This is a genomic window from Flavobacterium soyae (assembly GCF_045348165.1).
In the GTDB taxonomy this organism is placed as follows: Bacteria; Bacteroidota; Bacteroidia; order Flavobacteriales; family Flavobacteriaceae; genus Flavobacterium; species Flavobacterium soyae.
In genome coordinates this window covers 4,970,876-4,990,825 of the sequence record NZ_CP150845.1, presented here as the reverse complement: position 1 = coordinate 4,990,825, position 19,950 = coordinate 4,970,876, and the positions used below count along the sequence as shown (strand labels likewise).

At 33.0% G+C, this 19,950-nt stretch carries 14 protein-coding genes and 3 tRNA genes; 11 read left to right on the top strand and 6 right to left on the bottom strand.

Annotation, left to right across the window (positions count from 1 at the left end; all coding sequences use genetic code 11):
• Nucleotides 1-50: 50 nt before the first annotated feature.
• The 3 genes from AABD74_RS20610 to AABD74_RS20600 form a co-directional block, all read right to left on the bottom strand.
• Nucleotides 51-509, bottom strand: coding sequence for a MarR family winged helix-turn-helix transcriptional regulator (locus tag AABD74_RS20610; RefSeq protein ID WP_406844149.1), 459 nt, complete (start codon nt 507-509; stop codon nt 51-53).
• 220 nt (nt 510-729) lie between these two features.
• Nucleotides 730-1,767, bottom strand: coding sequence for a helix-turn-helix transcriptional regulator (locus AABD74_RS20605; protein ID WP_406844148.1), 1,038 nt, complete (start codon nt 1,765-1,767; stop codon nt 730-732).
• A gap of 271 nt (nt 1,768-2,038) precedes the next feature.
• Nucleotides 2,039-2,653: a hypothetical protein gene (locus tag AABD74_RS20600; RefSeq protein ID WP_406844147.1), complete on the bottom strand. Its 615-nt coding sequence runs from the start codon at nt 2,651-2,653 to the stop codon at nt 2,039-2,041.
• 122 nt (nt 2,654-2,775) lie between these two features.
• On the opposite strand from AABD74_RS20600, the gene AABD74_RS20595 reads away from it, so the two are divergent.
• The 4 genes from AABD74_RS20595 (at nt 2,776) to AABD74_RS20580 (ending at nt 12,029) form a co-directional block, all read left to right on the top strand.
• A complete protein-coding gene (locus tag AABD74_RS20595) occupies nt 2,776-4,293 on the top strand; it encodes a TROVE domain-containing protein (RefSeq protein WP_406844146.1) in 1,518 nt (505 codons plus the stop codon).
• Nucleotides 4,294-5,320: 1,027 nt separating this feature from the next.
• A complete protein-coding gene (locus AABD74_RS20590) occupies nt 5,321-6,742 on the top strand; it encodes an RtcB family protein (RefSeq protein WP_406844145.1) in 1,422 nt (473 codons plus the stop codon).
• A gap of 416 nt (nt 6,743-7,158) precedes the next feature.
• Nucleotides 7,159-7,956 (top strand): TatD family hydrolase, encoded by a 798-nt coding sequence (locus AABD74_RS20585; RefSeq protein WP_406844144.1) that lies wholly within the window; start codon nt 7,159-7,161, stop codon nt 7,954-7,956.
• Nucleotides 7,957-8,363: 407 nt separating this feature from the next.
• Nucleotides 8,364-12,029, top strand: coding sequence for a hypothetical protein (locus AABD74_RS20580; RefSeq protein WP_406844143.1), 3,666 nt, complete (start codon nt 8,364-8,366; stop codon nt 12,027-12,029).
• 91 nt (nt 12,030-12,120) lie between these two features.
• Here AABD74_RS20580 and AABD74_RS20575 read toward each other — a convergent pair whose 3' ends face one another.
• Nucleotides 12,121-12,525, bottom strand: coding sequence for a helix-turn-helix transcriptional regulator (locus AABD74_RS20575; RefSeq protein WP_406844142.1), 405 nt, complete (start codon nt 12,523-12,525; stop codon nt 12,121-12,123).
• A 158-nt stretch (nt 12,526-12,683) separates the two neighbouring features.
• On the opposite strand from AABD74_RS20575, the gene AABD74_RS20570 reads away from it, so the two are divergent.
• From AABD74_RS20570 to AABD74_RS20540, 7 genes are all read left to right on the top strand, one after another.
• A complete protein-coding gene (locus AABD74_RS20570) occupies nt 12,684-12,830 on the top strand; it encodes a hypothetical protein (protein ID WP_406844141.1) in 147 nt (48 codons plus the stop codon).
• A gap of 813 nt (nt 12,831-13,643) precedes the next feature.
• A tRNA-Asn gene (locus tag AABD74_RS20565) sits at nt 13,644-13,766 on the top strand.
• Nucleotides 13,767-13,787: 21 nt separating this feature from the next.
• Nucleotides 13,788-13,860: transfer RNA gene (locus AABD74_RS20560), tRNA-Asp, on the top strand.
• Between the two features lie 213 nt (nt 13,861-14,073).
• Nucleotides 14,074-14,147, top strand: a tRNA-Leu gene (locus tag AABD74_RS20555).
• Nucleotides 14,148-15,049: 902 nt separating this feature from the next.
• Complete coding sequence (locus AABD74_RS20550; RefSeq protein ID WP_406844140.1) at nt 15,050-16,147, top strand: slipin family protein; 1,098 nt, start codon at nt 15,050-15,052, stop codon at nt 16,145-16,147.
• Nucleotides 16,148-16,201: 54 nt separating this feature from the next.
• Complete coding sequence (locus AABD74_RS20545; RefSeq protein ID WP_406844139.1) at nt 16,202-16,768, top strand: metallophosphoesterase family protein; 567 nt, start codon at nt 16,202-16,204, stop codon at nt 16,766-16,768.
• Between the two features lie 20 nt (nt 16,769-16,788).
• Nucleotides 16,789-17,334 carry an exonuclease domain-containing protein gene (locus AABD74_RS20540; protein WP_406844138.1) on the top strand — a complete coding sequence of 182 codons (546 nt, stop codon included), beginning with the start codon at nt 16,789-16,791 and terminating at the stop codon, nt 17,332-17,334.
• Between the two features lie 154 nt (nt 17,335-17,488).
• Here AABD74_RS20540 and AABD74_RS20535 read toward each other — a convergent pair whose 3' ends face one another.
• Both AABD74_RS20535 and AABD74_RS20530 read right to left on the bottom strand, forming a co-directional pair.
• Complete coding sequence (locus AABD74_RS20535; RefSeq protein ID WP_406844137.1) at nt 17,489-19,267, bottom strand: AMP-dependent synthetase/ligase; 1,779 nt, start codon at nt 19,265-19,267, stop codon at nt 17,489-17,491.
• A gap of 178 nt (nt 19,268-19,445) precedes the next feature.
• Nucleotides 19,446-19,877, bottom strand: coding sequence for a hypothetical protein (locus tag AABD74_RS20530; RefSeq protein ID WP_232679373.1), 432 nt, complete (start codon nt 19,875-19,877; stop codon nt 19,446-19,448).
• Nucleotides 19,878-19,950 lie beyond the last annotated feature (73 nt).

The window sequence follows — 19,950 nt, the reverse complement described above, 5'->3', positions numbered from 1 at the left end:
TTGTAAAATTTGTTTTTTTGGGTAGAATCTGAATTTTCCTTTACAAAAGATTACTCATTTTCTGTGTTTTCTGTTTGATTAAATATGTTTTTGTCCTGAATTAATTCATTAATGATTTCAGAAACTTCGATAAAATGTTTTAGCTTTTCATCTGATACATGTTTTCTAACCGTTTCATTAAATTTCAGAACTGTATTTTTAGATAAATCTCTTTTTTCTTTACCAAATTCGGTTAGGTATATTAAAACACCACGGCCGTCACTTGGGTTCTTTTTGCGAACTATTAAACCTTTTTCTTCCATAGATTTTAATGTTCTTGTTAAGCTGGTTGCTTCCATACCCATTCTTGGGCCTAAAGCGGTTGATGGAGTTCCTTCTTCCTTATCCATACTTAAAAGAGCAAATCCCGTTGCCATGGTAGCATCGTACTTTGCAGCCTCTTCATTATACATTCTTGAAACAGCCTGCCATGTAGCTCTCAAAATATAATCTATTGTTTTGTCTTTCATAGGTAACTATATCGATTTCAAATATAATTAAAAAATACTATGCATGCATATAATTTTTTAATAAATTTTTGGTTAGTTAAAAATCCCACTGATTTAGTGTGGTTTGGTGGTTTATTTAGAGTGAAATATACTATTCTTTTTTTAGATTTTAACATTTTTCGTACTGTCAAAATCATTTTTTGGTTTTTAAATCGCTTTTAATTCTGTATTCTTTAAAAAATTATGAGTTATTTTTAATTGTATTTTCGGGATCATATCTCGAAATGGCTCTTTGTAGAATCTTTTTCATCCGGTTTCGCAGATTTTCGGGTCTTAAAATTTCAATCGAATCTCCAAAACCTAATAAAAGGCGCTCCATTTCATAATTTGGCGAAATGAACAAATGCACAATAATACTTTGATCTTCATTTTCCTTAATTAATCGCTGTGAAGGATGCAGCGGTTTTGTAATAACATAAGGTGCATTTGCGGCATCAATCCATAATTCGATACGTCTGGGCTGCAAACCAGAATTTACCGTTACACCTATTATATCTTTATAATAAGAATCGGCATCAAAATCTTCTTCTAAATAAGCAAGATTAAAATCGTAATCAATTGAAATAATTCTGTCGAGCGCTAAATTGGTAATAGGCTGTCCGTCTTTTTTCTTCCCAACAAGAAACCATCGATTATTGAACTCCTTTAATATAAAAGGATGAAAATGAAATTTGGTTTCCTCTCTCGATTTAAAAGATTTATAAGTAATTATAAGAACCATCTTCTTTATAATTGCCTGATAAATTTCATCTAAATAATGAAGCCCTTTTAGGTTTTCATTTTTATCCAAATAAATTACAGGTTTTGTATGCGACTTTTCAGCATAGATTTTATCTTCCAGACGCTGTAAAATATCAGATACATCGTTAAATAGAGAGAAATCCTTGAATTGTTTTAACATCGAAACCGTTTCGGTCAAAACATTGATATCCGTTTCCGTCAGCGGAATATCGGTTATTGTGAAATCTTCGTCTTCGTATTTATAATACTTTTTATCGTAAACAACAATTGGCGCGTTGTAACCCAGCTTTTCACTTCGCATTAACTGAATATCCATTTGAATGGTTCGCTTGCTGATAGGATTTTCCCGGCCTTCATATTCAAATAAAGCTTCAGAACATTCTTCAATTAAATCTTCGAGTGTCCATTGTCTGTATTTGTTCTGAAGGCATTTGTCGATGGTTTTGTATCGTATTAAGGCATTCTTGTTTTGTGACATTTTTGTGTTGGTTTGCCACAAAGGCGAGAAGGCGCAAAGTTTTTTGTTTTTAAGCCACTCCCGATAGCTATCGGGATAAAGGATTAAAAGGGTTTTTACTCAGTTTTTGTCATCCTGAGGAACGAAGGATCGCATACAATATTCCTCGAAGAGAGTCGCCAATCTTTGTAGAGTTTCTTGTGTGATCCTTCGTTCCTCAGGATGACAAACAGTGTGTAATTAAAACTTTAATAAAAACTTTGCGACTTAGCGTCTTTGCGAGATTCAATTTTTAGCTTAATAACTTTATCTCTTTTTCAATATTAATTCTCGCTTTCTCTTCATATAAATTCCGAAATTCCTCCGTTTGAAAAATAAACTCATTCTCCAAAAAATGCTTCAACACTTTTGCACGCCCGGGTTTGTAAAGAAAATCAGGATAAATGCGATATTCTTTTCTAATTTGTTCAAAATAGATTTTATAATCTTCCCAGTCTTTGGCGAGGATTTTCAAATCAAAATCAATTAGCCAGTTAATATCTTCAATATTATTATGCTGATGCTGCTGTGTTGCGCAAATCGCATCAAAAACTAATTGTCGATTTAGATTGTTATTTTCAGATAAAACGGCCAAAGCATATTCGGCACTTTTGAGTTCGTTATCTTTTTTGGAAGCCGAATAAACAAAATCATGATAAAAGATTGAAAATAATATTTCATCAGGGTTTAGAAGTTTATCACGATACGTTTCAAAACTCCCAATCATAGCCCAAATATGAGTTAAGTTATGATAATGCCTTGATTTTGTTGAATATGCCTTTTCTAAATCCATCCAGTTTTTCTGAATTTCATTTGCTGAAAAGCCAATATTCAAAAGTAATTCAGAATAGATTTTCTCTAAATTCATAATCTTTTTTACTCAAATTTAAAATTTCTTTTTTACTGCGCAAAATAATTGCGCAGTAGTTCTGAAATCTTTGCTCAGGAAATAAAACAATAACCATTGTCTAATTTTAAAAACCAGAAATTATGAAATTCAATTTTTTAGCAAAAGAGAAAAACAATATAGTTAATCACGAAAATGCACCAGCTTTTTCTTTAACATCAGAATACGAATTGTACGCAGCAGTTGTAACAACAAGCTTAAGTGCTTCATTTTATGAAAAAGATACAACTCGTTTAGAACGAATCAAAAGCTTGATTAAAAAATGTAATCCAGTATTTGTGGCGAAGTTGGCAGTTTATGCCCGCAACGAAATGCATATGCGTTCTGTACCATTAGTTTTGATAGTAGAGTTAGCCAAAATATATTCTGGCGATTCATTGATCAGTAAAATGATAACTCATGTTATACAACGTGCAGATGAAATTACAGAATTATTGGCTTACTATCAAATGGCAAACGAACGAAATGGCGTTAAGAAATTAAACCGTTTATCAAAACAAATACAAAAAGGTTTAGCCGTTTCGTTCAACAAATTTGACGAATACCAATTCGCAAAATACAATCGTGATGGTGCAGTAAAATTAAAAGATGTCTTGTTTTTGGTACATCCAAAAGCAAAAGACGAAGCACAGCAATTAATCTTTGATAAATTGGTAAACAACACTTTGCAAACGCCATATACATGGGAAACAGAATTGTCGCAATTAGGTCAAGTAAAATTTTACAACCACATTGAAAAACAAAAAGCATTCAAACAAAAATGGGAAGAATTGATTGATAGCGGTAAAATAGGTTACATGGCTTTGTTGCGTAACTTACGAAATATCTTAGAAGCTAATGTTTCAGGTTTTCATATGTTAAAAGTATGCGATTATCTTTCTAACGAAAAAGCAGTCGCCAACTCAAAACAATTGCCTTTCCGATTTTTAGCCGCCTATCGTGAAGTGAAAGATTTGAATTTCAAATACACTTCAATGGTTTTAGATGCTTTAGAAGATGCTGTTATAGCGAGTTCACAAAACATAAAAGGTTTTGATGTCAATACATCGGTTGTAATTGCCTGTGACGTTTCCGGTTCTATGCAAAAAGCAATATCACCTAAAAGTAAAGTAATGCTTTACGATATCGGTTTGATGTTGGGTATGTTGATGCAAAGTCGCTGCCAGAATGTAGTAAGCGGTATGTTTGGTGACCGTTGGAAAATAATCAATATGCCAAAACGAAGCGTATTGGCCAACGTTAACGAATATTACAAACGCGAAGGTGAAGTAGGTTATGCTACAAACGGTCATTTGGTTATAGAAGACTTAATAAACCGAAAAGAAATTGTAGATAAAGTAATGTTGTTTACAGATGTTCAAATGTGGAATAGCACTTACACAAAAGACTCATTTGCAAACTCATGGAACCGATACAAAACTATCGCACCAAACGCAAAATTGTATTTGTTTGATTTGGCAGGTTACGGTCAGTCACCAATAAACATCGAAAAAAACGATGTATATTTAATAGCCGGCTGGTCAGATAAAGTATTTGATGTTTTGAATGCTTTAGAAGATAAAAACAGCGCGTTGAATTACATCAACCGTATAGAATTGTAAAAAAGAATCTGCTGCGCAAAATAATTGCGCAGTAGTATTCAAATATTTGTAAAAGGAAAAGTTCATTGAAAATAAAGAAAAAACAAGTGCCGTAAATAAGTGTTACTTCGCATTTTTAACGCCCGGGTCGTGAGTTCGATTCTCACTATTTTTGTTTAATTATAAAAATATAGCTCAGATGGTTAGAGCAGGATATGTCATTTATTACTTATTGCCTTGTTTAAAAAAACATTGGTGTCGTAGACAAGAGTTACTTCGAGGGAATTGTGTTACAGGTTCGAATCCTGTTCAGGTAATCTGATGGTGTAAGTGGAAACACGCATAAATAGTCTCTTGTCGCTCATAACCCGATAAAATAAAAAGAATGTCGTAAATAAGAGATACTTCGTCTCAAATTTAGGGGAGGAATAACGAAGTTGTAAAATCAGCAAGGTTATCCAGTTCGACTCTGGCACAGACAAAGCCCCGCCCAATTCTCTTATTGCTTTTTACTTCTTTTAAAAAATGAAAAATGTCGTGTGTGAGAGCTGCTTCGTATAGGGTTCAAAATACTCTCATCAATTATTACTTTTTCAAAAAATAAGATGCCGTCTATAAAGCGCTACTTCGCGGCATGATAATATTAGGTTCGAATCCTAAAAGTCGCTTATAGATTATTGCTCTTAAAAAAAGAGTGTCGTCAGGAAATGGTTCCTTCGTTCCAAGAAAATTAAACCATTCCTAAATGTTACCTCTTTTAAAATTAAAAAAATGAATGTAGAAAAAACACCAATTAAATAAAACACACAGTTTGTCATTTCGAGGAACGAGAAATCGCACTAGAAACTCGACAAAGATTGGCGATTCTCGTTGTAGATTCACAAGTGCGATTTCTCCTCCGTCGAAATGACATAAAATGTGAAGAAATCATTTTAATCCTTTTAATCAGTGGCAAAAAAGTAAACTAAATTAATCTACGCAAAATAACTGCGTACGATTAAAAAACCTTTGTTCCTTTGAACCTCTGCCCCTTAAAATAAAAAAACAAATGAAAACACAAATAAACGGTACAGATATATTAGAATTAGGATTCCCAGAAGGAAAAATAATCGGAATTGCGTTAAAAATAAACAGCAAAAGAAACGGATTTAACCGCGATCAAATGATCACAAACTTTAAAAACGTCTTAGAAACTCCGGAAAACTATATAGACGATAAAATTTTCAGCAAACTAGCCGTTGCTTTAATCGAAAAAGCAAATGAAAAACCAGAAGATTTCATCGCTTTAAATGAAAATCCAAATGCGTATTCCGCTTACGGATTAGATCATATCGAAGACGGAGCCAGAAAACAAATGGAAGTTGCCATGAAACTTCCTGTGACGGTTGCCGGAGCTTTAATGCCAGACGCGCACCAAGGTTACGGATTACCAATTGGCGGAGTTTTAGCCACAAAAAACGCCATTATTCCGTATGGTGTTGGAGTTGATATTGGATGTAGAATGGCATTGTCAGTTTATGATATTCCCGAAGATTTTTACTTTGAAAACGAAACCAAATTCAAAAAAGAATTAATAGCCAATTCTATTTTTGGAGCTGGTCACGGATTTCACGGTCAGTACAAATCAGATCACGCGGTTTTAGAGAACGATACTTTTAACATGAATCCGTTTGTGAAGAATTTAAAAGATAAAGCCTGGTCACAATTAGGATCTTCCGGCGGAGGAAATCACTTTGTTGAATTCGGAATCATGGAATTTGCAAAAGACGATGCCGTTTTGAATATTCCAAAAGGAAAATACGTCGCTTTATTAACGCATTCAGGTTCACGCGGAATGGGCGCAACAATTGCCGGACATTATACCAAAATTGCCAAAGACGAATGTAAACTTCCAGAAGTAGCCAGAAACTTAGCGTACTTGGATATGAATTCACAATTAGGACAAGAATATTGGCTTGCAATGAATCTTGCGGGGGATTACGCTTCGGCTTGTCACGAGATTATCCATAATAAAATGGAAAAAGCTTTGGGTGCAACAATTTTAGCCAAAGTCGAAAACCACCATAATTTCGCATGGAAAGAAATCTGGAACGGCGAAGAAGTAATCGTACATAGAAAAGGAGCAACCCCAGCCGGAAAAGGCGTTATGGGAATCATTCCGGGAAGTATGACCGCACCGGGATTTTTAGTGAGAGGAAAAGGCGAGGAGAACGCCATAAATTCAGCTTCGCACGGAGCAGGAAGACAAATGAGCAGAACTCAGGCCATAAAAAATATCACTCAAACCGAGATGAAAACGATCTTAAAAGATCACGGCGTTACGCTTATTGGAGCAGGTCTTGACGAAGCCCCAATGGCCTATAAAGATATCAATCAGGTTATGGAAGCGCAGCAAGACTTAGTTGATGTTGTTGCTAAATTCACTCCAAAATTAGTGAGAATGGCCGATGATGGGAGTCGTGAAGATTAGTGGTTAGTGATCAGTTTTTTAGTGTTCAGTCGCGGTCGCAGTATTCAGTGTAGAGACGCACTGCAGTGCGTCTAACGCCCAGTTTGTCATCCTGACGAAGGAAGGATCATACTAGAAACTCTACAAAGATTGTCGATTCTCTTTGAGGAATATTGGATGTGATCCTTCGTTCCTCAGGATGACAAACTTTGCGGTTAAAGATTTTTTCACGCAGATTTAAAAAGATTTAAGCAGATGCTCGCAGATTATTTATAAAAATCATTTCAAATCTGCAATCCCGATAGCTATCGGGAGCGTGAAACAAAAAAACTTAGCGCCCTAGTGACTTAGTGGCAAAAAAATAATATAAAAATAAAAGTTCCAAGAGAAAAAACTTAGCATCTTAGTCTCTCAGGACCTTAGTAACTTTAAAAAAAATGACATATATAGACATAGGAATTAACTTAACCAATAAACAATTCCAAAACGACATAGACGATGTTGTACAAGACGCGCTCGATGCTCACGTATCGCAAATGATCCTGACCGGAACAAGCGTACGAAACAGCGAAGCTTCATTAGAAATCGCAAAACAATATCCGGGAGTATTATATTCGACAGCCGGAATTCATCCGCATGATGCGAAGAGTTTTGATGAAAAAAGCATTTCAAAACTGCGAAATTTATTAAAGCAGAAACAAGTTGTTTCTGTTGGCGAATGCGGACTCGATTTTGATCGTGATTTTTCGCCCAGAAACAAACAGGAAGAATGTTATAAAGCCCAATTAGAATTGGCAATCGAAGTTCAGAAACCTTTGTTTTTGCACGAAAGAGCCGCTTTTACAAGGTTTATGAATATCACCAAAGACTATTTACCACAATTGCCAAAAGCCGTTGTGCATTGTTTTACGGGAACTTTGCAAGAAGCCAAAACTTATCTCGATAACGGATTTTATCTTGGTTTTACCGGAGCGATTTCTGATACTAAACGTTTCAGTCATTTAAAAGAAGTTATTCAATACGTTCCGCTTGACCGAATGATGATCGAAACCGATGCGCCGTTTATGCTTCCAAAAAATACTCCAAACAACCTTTTGAAGAAATATCACGAACGCCGTTGCGAACCTGCTTTTCTGCCGTATGTTGGCGGAACAATTGCACAGTTTAAAGGAATTACTTTAGATAAGGTTGCGGAGGAAACGACGAGGAATTCTAAAGGATTTTTTGGGATTTAAGGTTGTTTTATTAACAGGTTTTAGAAACCTTTTAGTTATTAATTTGTTGGCTTTTAAATCAGGTGTTATTACTTGGTTTTAAGCTTTTTTGTTTATATATATTTGAAGCGAAAAATATTTAATATAATTTTTATTGTTTGTGGAAAACCTTAAAATAGCTAATAAAATTACATTGATCTTTGATGTAAATGTAATAGCAAATTAATGAAAAAATTAAAATTAGTTAGACATTTGAAAAAAAAGCAATGTATAGGGCAAATATTATCGAATTGGTTTGGATATAAATACAGCATTAAAATAACTAAATAAAGGATTATAAATGATGTACAACAAATTATGTTTTTTACAATTCTTATAATCATTAAATGAATTGATTACTTTTGAAATTAACTACTAAATCATTATCAATGAAAGAAAAAATTCTAAAAAAATTCAATGATTCAACTTATGAATTATTTATGTTGCTACAAGCAACAAGAAATAATTTATCAGATGATGTAAATAGACACTCAAATAATCTTGGAAGAATTTTATATGAAACTTTTGAATCGATATTAAAATTTCAAATTGATACAAATGCAGATTCTAGAACAAAAAAAGATGTGAATTATAATATTTCAGATAGGAAAAAACTTTTGGAATTATTTAATATACATAAATTGACATTAGAAGAGGATCAAGTTGATAATATAAATTATGAGTTCTTAATGAAGACTGGTAGATTAATTAATGATTCTAAACATAAATTAGACGATTCAATAACCACAAATGATTTAGAAAAGTTTTATAATGAAATTTACAAAATGATTAACATCTATGTTGATAATAAAAAAAAGATAAAAACTGTTTCTGATTTAGAAATAAATGAAATAAATGGATGGGATACATTTTATTCAGTATGTAACAAATTTCAAAAGGAAAGCAGAAACTATATTTTAGTACTTGATAAATTCGACAAAAGTAATGAGCAATATCTGAAAAATATTTCATTGTTGCCTTGGAATTTAATAATAGATTTCGACTATTTGTCGAGAGAAGAAGGTGGATTTTACGATAAAGTATTTGCAAAAGAATCGCCATTGCCTACAGTTATAAACTTAAATGACAATACATCTACAGAAACTTTTGCCATAAATCATCAACAACATTATCACTATTTTATTAATAGTTATAAAAATAGCGGGGTAAGTCGTCCTAATGACTATGATGAGTGGCAACGAAAGTATGAGAATAAATTTGATGTACTAATTCAAAATTTTGCTTCAAAATTTAATTTTAATACAAAAGTTATTTTTTTGTCTGATTCAATAAGTGATGATTTTGTTTTAAGAATCGGTGAAATTATTAGGAAACATTTTTTCGATTTAGTTGATTTTGTCTTTGCAATTAATGATATTTCGGAATTAGTGTATCCTTTTAAAAAACTTAAGGGAAAGCATGTACCTATAACAGTTTCTGAAATATCAGACGGTATTTCAAAGTTTAGCTTCAATTTTGGAATTAAAGATTCATTTGCTAATAAAATAGTTGTTCCACATTTGGAAGAGACCGCAACCTCGAATGTGAGTGGCGTATTAGATTTAGATTTTTATTTAAAACTAGAAAATGATTTTGAAGTTGTTCATAAAGGACTGGATACTAAAAATTATGATGAAATAGAAGAGAAGAGAGATTTTCTTTCTGGATTTAAGCAAATTTCGTGGTATGGATTAAGACAAGATTGGGATAAAAAACATCCATCACTAAAAGGATTAAAAGGATTTCTCGAAATTGTTAAAAATTCTTTGAAGAAAGCTAAAGGTAAACTAGAATTAATTCATGAAGCCGGATATGGAGGAACAACTCTTGCAAGAAGAATTGCATGGGAATTTCACAATGATTATCCTACGCTAATTTTGAAAGAATATAGAGGTCAAGTTACTGTTGATTATATTGTTAAATTATATGATCAGACAAGAAAACCAATTTTTATTATTATAGAAGCGCCTCAAGCTATAACTTTAGATGAAATAGATACATTTTATCGTGCATTATTAGGAAAGAGTAGACCTTTTTTGTTTTTAATTGTTAGAAGGGGAGATTCTAATGTTAATAATAAAAACGGTAACGTATTATATCTAACAGACTGGGGAAATCAAGTAAATGATTTGATAAATGAATATAAGCCATTTTTGAAAGAATATAATAATGATGTATTAGTAAGAAAAGAAAAGGAACTAAATGAAATAGCAATAAGTAACGAAGGTTTCAAAAAGATACCCTTCTATATTGGTTTAGTGACATTTGAAGAAAAATTTTTTGCTATTAGAAATTATGTGCAAAATTTTGTAAATGAAATAAAAACAGAAGAACAAAAAAGGATAATGTTATATTTGGCAATGTGTCATGATTACCTAGGTGAGAGCTTGCCAGTATCTTTTTTTAGGACAATTATCAAGGTTTCTAGTGATGAAACTATTGATTTGGAGAAATTTTTACCCTTAAGTTTACAACAAATTTTATCACATTCAAAAATTGGAAATGAAAAGTATTGGAAACCAAGACATTCCTTATTCTCTAAAGAATTGAAAATACAAATATTACAAGGATCAGATAATGAGCATGAAAATATTTGGAAACAAAACCTAGCAGACTTTTGCATCAAGTTTATAGAAGATAGTTATACTAATGAAAGAATTTCAACTAATACAGAAGGAATTTTACAAACATTATTTATTGGTACAAAAATAGATAGAGCAGGTGAAATGTTTACTACGATAGTAAGAGATATAAAAAATGAAGATGATAAGGAGAGGGTTTTTATTAAACTTAAAGATACTTATCCAGAAAACGCACATTATTATTCTCATTTGGCAAGATTTTATGCGTATCATAAAAAAAATAGAGAAAACGCATTGTATTTTGCAGATAAAGCAATTAGTCTATCTGAGGGACAAGGAAAACAAGATTCATTGCTGTATCATATTAAAGGTATGTGCTTAAGACGTGCTGCAGAAGATTTGATGAGAGAATTAGAAGAGAATAAGCGTAACAATGTAGATATAAACGCTGATAAAGTAAATGAGGTGCTTTATGATTTAGTGCCATCGGCTGAATTGGAATTTGAACGCTCAAGGCAGGCTAGTAAAAATTTAAGTAAAATTGATAAGCATGGCTATGTAGCACATATACAACTTCTAATAAGAGCCATAGATTTTGGTGCAATTATTTCTGGAATAAAAAAATCTAAATTTTTAGCGGAAAACAAACAGCCATATGTTGATTGGTTGGATACTGCTGAAACTCTTCTTGAAGAAATTAAACGTAATGACATTGAAAGTGAGGACAATTATTATATAAGTGAATGTACGAACAGTTTGAATGAACTTTTCGAAGAGTTTAGTTTAATCTTACAGAATTTAAATAATCAATTAGAAAAGGGCATTAATACAACTAGAGTACGAAGACAAATAGTTAGAATACATTTAAGAAAAGAAAGTGCTAAACTTGAGGCAAAAACTATTAATAAGATTTTAAATTTGATGGAAGATAATATTGAAGATGAACCATCAAATGAAAAGAATTTTTATTTGTGGTTTAAATTAGCTAGATTTTCAAATATAAAATTGGAAGAAGCTGTTAGTAAATTAGCGCGATGGAAATCTAACAGTACTGCATTAGATTCAATTTATTATTTTTATATTTTAAAGGTATTAAGAGCGCTTCAAGGATATTCAGATGATACTATACAAGCTGAAATGTTGATTAAAGAATGTAAACTTAAGTCGCAAAAAAAACATAATGTAATTACATCCTTTGAATGGTATGGAAAAGGAAAAGATTTAAATAGATTAGTAAACCTTTCAGATATTGAAAATAAAGAAGATCAGCTTGAATATGTTGATGGCTATTTTACATCTTACAAGCATGATGGACATGGTATAATCACAATTTGTGACAAATTAGAGGTCTTTTTTAGTCCAACCCAAGCAAAGTTATCGAAAGATGACGTAGGTCAAAGATTACAGTTCTTTTTAGGTTTCAGCTACGATGGATTGAGAGCAGATAGTTCTAGTGTGAGAATAATTAAATAATTATTTTTTCCATTTAGATTTGATAAATAATTATAAAAAAAGCGCAAACCATAAGTTTTGCGCTTTTTTCAATTTTATATAAAAAGAAATATTACTTCAATTTCATCAATTTTTCTAAATATTCAACTTTATCTTTTTCAGCCTGAACCAAACGTTCATAAAGTTCCACAACTTTATCAAGAGGATTAAATGTACAAGTATTATTAGTGTTTCCACTTCCTTGAGCACCATTATTAGCACTATTATCATAAAAGTTATTAAAGAAATTAAAAACAGATTCTTCTGTAAAATTTTCAATAGCTTCTACCGTCACGCCAAGTGCTTTTGCAATTTGTACCAATTTTTCGAAATCAACAGTTTCGCTTGTTTCAATGCTGGAAATAGTCTGCTGGGTTGTGCCAATGGCATCCGCAAGCGCTCCTTGTTTCATTCCACGAAGTTCTCTTATTCGGCTGATATTTCGGCCAATATTTCTGGGTCTGGTTTCTGTACTCATAATTCAAAGATATTTAAAATTTTTGAAAAAAATAACTGTCCGTAAAATACAAGATCGATTTGATATTTTACAGTTTTAGATATTTTTTAAATAGTAAATATATTCTTTTTCTTACTTTTGAAAAACTTCAATTAATGAATTTTTAAAAATAATTTCAGATGAACCATAAACTAACATTCAAAGAAAGAGCTGAAATAGCTATGGAACAATTGGCGAGGCAGAAACCCGTTACTATAGAACAAGCAAGAGCGCAGGCAGAACGCTTAAGTCAGGCAAGCAAATCGAAAGAAAAGAAACAGCGATAATAAAAATTAACAAGAGAATTATATAAATAGAAAAAAACGTCTACATTTGCACTCGTAATAAAAAAACAAAAAATACAGATGATACTTTCAGTAAGACAATATTTTGATCACTTAGCAGGAAATCTTCCGGCTAAAATATCAGGATGTATCATGTGTTTTTATGAAATTGAAATGTAAATTTTAGAGTTCAACTCAACATAAAATATAAAAGCGTCCTTATTTCGGGACGCTTTTTTTGTTTTTAAGCATTTCGATTTCGTTTAAAAAGCACTTCGACTTCGCTCAGTGTGACAAAAAAATGTTTCGACTTCGCTCAACATGACAAGAAAAATGATAAAAAATAAACCATAACTAAAAATAATTAAAAAAATAATTGACCAAATGTTTAATGCATAATCTAAATAGCGAAATATAATCTTGAAAAGTAATCTGATGAGAGACAGTCATTTGATACAAAAAAGAATCTGCACCAGTATGCGGACAAGGATTTCTATGTTTTAATTTTAAATATAACTATTTGATAATCAACAAAATAATTTTAAAAATGATTTGGATAATTGATTTTTTCGACTTTATCTTTGCCGAAGAAAATTTGAAAACAGAAATTCAAATATCAACAACGATTTCAAAATATAATACAACATATAAAATGGCTTTACATAACAACATATATAACACACAACTGCTAGACCCGAGATTCGATCTTGGACGTTTAACAACACAGGTGCATCAATACAGGCAATAGGATAGTTATATCATATTGAATTTATAAAGCACCTTTAACCGGGTGCTTTTTTTATGCCCAAAAATTATGATTTCGTAGCTCAATTGGCAGAGCGCTTGACTGTTAATCAATAGGTTGAAGGCTCGAAATGCGGAGCATTCATGAATACAAAAAAAACAATAATAGAAGCATGAATAATCCTTCCGAAATCGCATTGTTCTCTAGAAGGAACTGGCTCATTGGGGTTACTGGCTAACCTTCCCGACTGTCTCTCGGGAGAAACGGGTTCGACTCCCGTATGGGCCGCGAGTTTGCCGCAAAGGCACAAAGACGCAAAGTTTTTTGTTTCACGCAGATTAAACAGATTTACTTAAAGTAAAAACTTTGCGACTCTGCGACTTTGCGAGAGATTGACAAAGTATTGTAAAAAGAGCTGGTGAGCAATTTTCTCGCAAAGGCGCAAAGACGCTAAGAAAAATAAACTTTGTGTCTTAGTGCCTTAGTGGCAGAAAAAAAAATGCAGGAATGGCGCAATTGGTAGACGCGGCTGACTTAGAATCAGTTTTTTGAGAGTTCGAGTCTCTCTTCCTGTACTATACGCTACAAAGTCTCAAAGACGCAAAGAGAAACAAACTTAGTGCCTTGGCGCCTTGGTGGCAGAAAAAAAAGTACGCAGAATAATTGCGCAGTGTAATTTGAATATTTGTTCAGGAAATAAAACAAGTTCTTTTATAAAATGAAATACATCAAAGTTTCAGCTTTGATTAAAAATATCAAACAAGCCCAGTTGCGTGTTTCTGTATAGCACCATTGTAGGGAACTTTTCGCGAAAGCGAATTATGTTTTTCTATGCAGCTTGGTTTGGAGGTTTTGGATGGTTTTCCAAAAAATTATCCGTCACTCTATGGGTCATGGGTTCGAGTCCCATTCGCAGCAATGCGATAGCTCAGTTCGGTAGAGCAATAGAAATTTGCAGGTTCGAATCCTGTACTGATACGTTCAGTTTGACAATTGGTTAGTCACGCGGGTCTCAAAAACCTGTTGAAAGAGACCATCACTCTTAAAAAGATGACCAGAAAAAAAGCTGATTTGTCTTTGTCAGTGAAACTAAGATTTTCTCCCGAGGCTTCGGGACTAAAATTTCACACTCATGATAAAGCCAGTGCGAAAAGCAATGTTTTTTGAAATACTTGTTTTCTTCTTGATTTGATTGTTAAGATGATTTGGGGATCGTCTCTGCAAAATACAATCGAAAACAATTCGGGTAAACAAATTACAAACTCTTCATCCGTTTTTTTCGGAGGAGAAAGGCAAAGAGGTTTTTTTATTTAGAAAGAGAGAATAGAATAAAGAATATAGAAGCAAGAGAATAGAATAAATAGAATCATTCTAATCTGTGAAATCTGTGGCAAAAAATAAACAAAGATTTTCACATGTTTCAAAAACTTGAAACTTGAAACTTGAAACTTGAAACAAATTAAACAAAATATAAACCATGATAAAAACAATTAAAATCGAAGCATATCAAGTGGGTTTGCTTTTCGAAAACAGAAAATTAATTAAGGTATTAGAAGAAGGTTTGCACTGGATTTTTGGAAACAAAAATGTGATGATCTATGATATGAATGCCATTTTTCATGCTCCTTTTGAATTGAACATTTTATTGCAAAATGAAGTTTTAGCTTCAATGCTTGAAGTTGTTGAGGCTGCCGATAACGAGATTGTTTTGCATTTCGTAAACGGAAACTTTAAAGGAACGCTGACTCCGGGAAGACACCCTTTCTGGAAAGGAATTGTAAAAAACGAATTCAAAAAAGCAGATCTTTCTAAAATCGAAATCACAGAAAATATTCCGGTAAACTTATTAGAACATAATCAGCTGAAATACTTTGTTAGAAAATTTATTGTAGCAAGCAACGACAAAGCTTTGTTGTTTGTGAATGGAACCTTCGTTAAAGAATTAAAATCCGGAACGCATTACTTTTGGAATAACTCGATTACGATCGAAGTTAAAACGATTGATGTTAGACAACAGCAAGTTGAAATTTCAGGGCAAGAATTATTGACTAAAGACAAAGCAGGATTAAGAATCAACTTTTTTGTGAGATACCAAGTTGTGAATATCATGAAAGCTTTGGTTGACAATAAAGACTTTGAAAAACAATTGTATGTTGCCATGCAGCTGGCTTTAAGAGCTTTTGTAGGCGGATTAACTTTAGACGAATTATTGGCTAAAAAAGATACGATTGCCGAAGCTATTTTGACAGAAGTTACAACCAAAATAGAAGATTTAGGTTTAACGATTTCTGATGCCGGAATTCGTGACGTAATCCTGCCTGGAGATATGAAAGAGATCATGAACCAGGTTTTGGCTGCCGAGAAAAAAGCACAGGCCAACAGTATTATGAGAAGAGAAGAAACCGCTTCGACAAGAAGTTTATTGAACACAGCAAAGCTGATGGAAGAAAACGAAATGTTGTGGAAATTGAAAGAGATGGAATACGTTGAAAAAATCGCAGATAAAATTGGAGAAATCACAATTTCCGGAAGCGGAAACGTAATTGGTCAATTGAAGGAAATCTTCGTGAAATAAAGAAAAACCATCAACGGAAACGCTGGTGGTTTTAGTTTAAAAATTAAATTTAAAATGAATCAAAAAATATTTTTTACGTCTGACCATCATTTTGGTCATACAAACATAATTAAGTTTAGCGAGCGTCCATTTGCTACAGTACAAGAAATGGATTCGGAGCTCATTAAACGATGGAATGAAAAGGTGAGTCCGAGAGATATTGTTTATCACTTAGGTGATATTTCTCTGGCAAGACCAGAACGAACAAAAGAAATTTTAGACCAGTTAAACGGTTCAATTTTTCTGGTACAAGGCAATCACGATAAATCGGCTTTGAGTTATAAAAAGCGATTTGAGTGGATTAAAGATTACTACGAGTTAAGTGTTGAAGATGCAGATGCACCAAACGGAAGACAGAAAATAATCTTGTTTCACTACGCCATGAAAGTATGGAGAAGTTCATTTAGAGGAACATGGCACTTATACGGCCACTCACACGGTCATTTGTTTGACGATGAAACATCGCGCTCTTTTGATGTTGGCGTAGACTGCCACAATTATGAACCACTTTCTTATGATGAAGTAAAAGCAATCATTATGAAGAAAGATTGGAAAGCTCCTTTTGGAGATAGAGAATTATAAAATATTTAAAAATTAAAGAAATGAAAACTACAGATAAAATTATCATCATTGATTTAGAAGCCACATGCTGGCAGGGCGCGGTCCCGCAGGGCCAGCAAAACGAAATTATCGAAATCGGATTAGCCGTTTTAGATTCAGAAACCGGACAAATTACCAAGAACAAAGGTATTTTAATAAAACCGCAGCGTTCGCACGTGAGTCCGTTTTGTACCGAATTGACAACTATAACTCAGGATTTACTGGATAAAAACGGAGTAAGTTTTGAAGATGCCATTAATGAGTTAATCGACGAATATAATCCCGATTTGTATACGTGGGCAAGTTACGGTCAGTACGACCTGAATATGCTTAAAAAACAATGTAAATCTTTCGGCATTTCATACCCAATGGGTGATGGGCATATTAATGTAAAAGAACATTTTGCCGAAAAGTTTGGTCTGCAAAGGTCAACCGGAATGAATGGTGCTTTACAATTGCTGAATATTCCGCTTGAAGGAACACATCACCGCGGAATTGACGATGCTAAAAACATTGCTAAGATTTTGCATTGGTGCCTTAAAAATTAGAATTTAATTTGTTAAAAGCAGTTATCTAAAGGATAGCAGATAACTGTGCAAAGAAACTGCAAATATATATTGTTTGCAGTTTTTGTTTTTTAGGTATTAAAAAAAGGCTGCCTTATTATAGACAGCCTTTCCATTTGGTTAAAATTATTTTGATTTAATTGTGATTATAGATTTTAGCGTAAAGGTCTTTGTAAATTTCTTTAATGATTTTACGTTTTAATTTTAGAGTAGGAGTAAGCTGTCCGCCGTCAATAGACCAAACATCCGGAGTAAGCTCAAAACGTTTGATTTTTTCCCAATGCCCAAATTTTTCGTTGATGCCTTCTACTTCTTCATCAATACGTTTAATAACATCTGGATTTGAAGCAATTTCTGCACTAGAATCTCCTACAGTAATTTTATGAATTTTAGCCCATTCTTTTACAAACTCAAAATTTGGCTGAATAAAGGCTGCCGGCATTTTTTCGCCCTCACCAATAACCATAATCTGCTCAATAAAACGAGATTGTTTCATTGCATTTTCAATAAGCTGAGGTGCAACATATTTACCTCCTGATGTCTTGAACATTTCTTTTTTACGATCGGTAATTTTTAAGAAACCTTCGCTGTCAATTTCACCAATATCTCCTGTGTGGAAATATCCGTTTTGTAATGCTTCAGCAGTTTTTTCAGCATCTTTGTAATAACCCAGCATTACGTTTGGTCCTTTGCAGAGAATTTCTCCGTCTTCGGCAATTTTAACTTCAACGTTGCGAATTACTTTTCCAACAGTTCCAATTTTAAAACCTTTGTTTCTTTGATCGTTAACGGCAATCACCGGCGATGTTTCAGATAATCCGTAACCTTCCATAACCGGAATTTCTGCAGCAGCAAAAACTCTAGTTAAACGCGGCTGCAATGCAGCACTTCCGGAAACCATTAAATCTAAATTTCCACCCAAACCTTCTTTCCATTTACTGAAAATAAGTTTGCGGGCAATTTTTAATTGAAACTCATACCAAAAGCCATTTGCTCCGTATGGTTCATATTTTAAACCTAAATCAATAGCCCAGAAAAACAGTTTTTTCTTGATACCGGTTAATTCAGTTCCTTTTGCATAAATTTTATCGTAAACTTTCTCTAAAAGCCTCGGAACAGCCGTCATAACTGTTGGACGAACTTCTTTTAAGTTGTCACTGATTTTATCAATAGATTCTCCAAAATAAACTGAAACACCATAAAATTGATAAATGTATAAAATCATTCTTTCAAAAATATGGCAGATTGGCAAGAAGCTCAAAGCGGTACTTTTTCCCGGATCAAACGGAATTCTTGGTGCGCTGTCTAAAACATTCGAAACAATATTTTTATGCGAAAGCATAACACCTTTAGGTTTTCCTGTCGTTCCAGATGTATAAATAATAGTAGCCAGATCATCAGTATGAATACTGTCTTTTCTGGCTTCAACTTCATTTTGATTGCTGTTGTCTTCTCCGGCTGATAATAAATCAGACCAGTGTTTGCAGCCTGGGATTTCATTAAAAGAATAAACCTCTTTTAAAGTAGGTACATTAGCTCTAATGGCTTGTACTTTTTGATATACTTCATCATCAGAAACAAAGCAGTAGATACTTCCGCTGTGGTTTAAAATATATTCGTAATCTTCCTCTGCAATAGTTGGATAAATTGGAACATTTTGCGCACCAGTCTGCAAAATACCAATATCCATCACATTCCATTCAGTTCTGTTATTTGAAGTAATTAAGGCAATTTTATCATCTTTTTGAACGCCCATGCGCAATAATGCTCTCGAAACGGCATTAGCTTTTGCAATATATTCTGCGCTGGATGTTTTTTCCCAAACTCCATTTTTTTTAGTTGCAAGAGCAACCGGAAGGTTATAAGTTTCTTGTTGATAATAGGGAAAATCAAAAAGTCGTGTGATTGAAACCATGTTTAATATATTGAATTTTACTGCAAATTAAATAAAAATAAGGTATGATTTTTTATTTTATGGAATTTTATGGGAAAATTTATAGACACTATTAAAAATTCACGAAAACGTTTTCTTTTTTATAGCGAATATTCCCAAAAATCAAGAAATATTTAATTTGCGAGGGTGTTTTAAAAGATTATTGTACGTTATAATCTTCGTATTCTTTTACTCTTTCCCCCATTAAGAACATTTTTTTCTTGACAAAATGAATTGAGAATTGAGAATAAAACCATTCCTTGCTGTCATTTGGCCTATACCAAAATGTATAAGACTTGCTATTGAAACCTTCTTTAAAAATTGGAGTTCCGTCTTCTGTGCATTCAATTCCCCAGTTAATCTTTTGCTTGCTTAAATCATCGGCCTGAATAGAACCAGTTCCGTCAGGATTTAAAACACTAATAGGCTGTTTTAGGCCAATAGGAGCATAAGTTCCCTGAACAGGAAAGCCAATAGTGGTCGTAATATAACGCTCTTTTGAATTGTGGGTAATTACATTCACTTCAGCTTGTGAGTACGATTTTGAGGCAGCAAAAAATAGCGTAATAAGTAATAAATGTACGGCTTTCATTTCTATGTAGGTTTAAAAGTGTTTTTTGACGTTTATAAAAATCAGCGGCAGATTTCTATGTAGCGAATATAAC

What these genes read in the sequence shown, in the direction of transcription:
- AABD74_RS20610 (WP_406844149.1), bottom strand. Translation starts at nt 509, where the DNA reads ATGAAAGACAAAACAATAGATTATATTTTGAGAGCTACATGGCAGGCT.
- AABD74_RS20545 (WP_406844139.1), top strand. Translation starts at nt 16,202, where the DNA reads ATGAATCAAAAAATATTTTTTACGTCTGACCATCATTTTGGTCATACA.
- AABD74_RS20530 (WP_232679373.1), bottom strand. Translation starts at nt 19,877, where the DNA reads ATGAAAGCCGTACATTTATTACTTATTACGCTATTTTTTGCTGCCTCA.
- AABD74_RS20605 (WP_406844148.1), bottom strand. Translation starts at nt 1,767, where the DNA reads ATGTCACAAAACAAGAATGCCTTAATACGATACAAAACCATCGACAAA.
- AABD74_RS20535 (WP_406844137.1), bottom strand. Translation starts at nt 19,267, where the DNA reads ATGGTTTCAATCACACGACTTTTTGATTTTCCCTATTATCAACAAGAA.
- AABD74_RS20580 (WP_406844143.1), top strand. Translation starts at nt 8,364, where the DNA reads ATGAAAGAAAAAATTCTAAAAAAATTCAATGATTCAACTTATGAATTA.
- AABD74_RS20540 (WP_406844138.1), top strand. Translation starts at nt 16,789, where the DNA reads ATGAAAACTACAGATAAAATTATCATCATTGATTTAGAAGCCACATGC.
- AABD74_RS20575 (WP_406844142.1), bottom strand. Translation starts at nt 12,525, where the DNA reads ATGAGTACAGAAACCAGACCCAGAAATATTGGCCGAAATATCAGCCGA.
- AABD74_RS20590 (WP_406844145.1), top strand. Translation starts at nt 5,321, where the DNA reads ATGAAAACACAAATAAACGGTACAGATATATTAGAATTAGGATTCCCA.
- AABD74_RS20570 (WP_406844141.1), top strand. Translation starts at nt 12,684, where the DNA reads ATGAACCATAAACTAACATTCAAAGAAAGAGCTGAAATAGCTATGGAA.
- AABD74_RS20585 (WP_406844144.1), top strand. Translation starts at nt 7,159, where the DNA reads ATGACATATATAGACATAGGAATTAACTTAACCAATAAACAATTCCAA.
- AABD74_RS20600 (WP_406844147.1), bottom strand. Translation starts at nt 2,653, where the DNA reads ATGAATTTAGAGAAAATCTATTCTGAATTACTTTTGAATATTGGCTTT.
- AABD74_RS20550 (WP_406844140.1), top strand. Translation starts at nt 15,050, where the DNA reads ATGATAAAAACAATTAAAATCGAAGCATATCAAGTGGGTTTGCTTTTC.
- AABD74_RS20595 (WP_406844146.1), top strand. Translation starts at nt 2,776, where the DNA reads ATGAAATTCAATTTTTTAGCAAAAGAGAAAAACAATATAGTTAATCAC.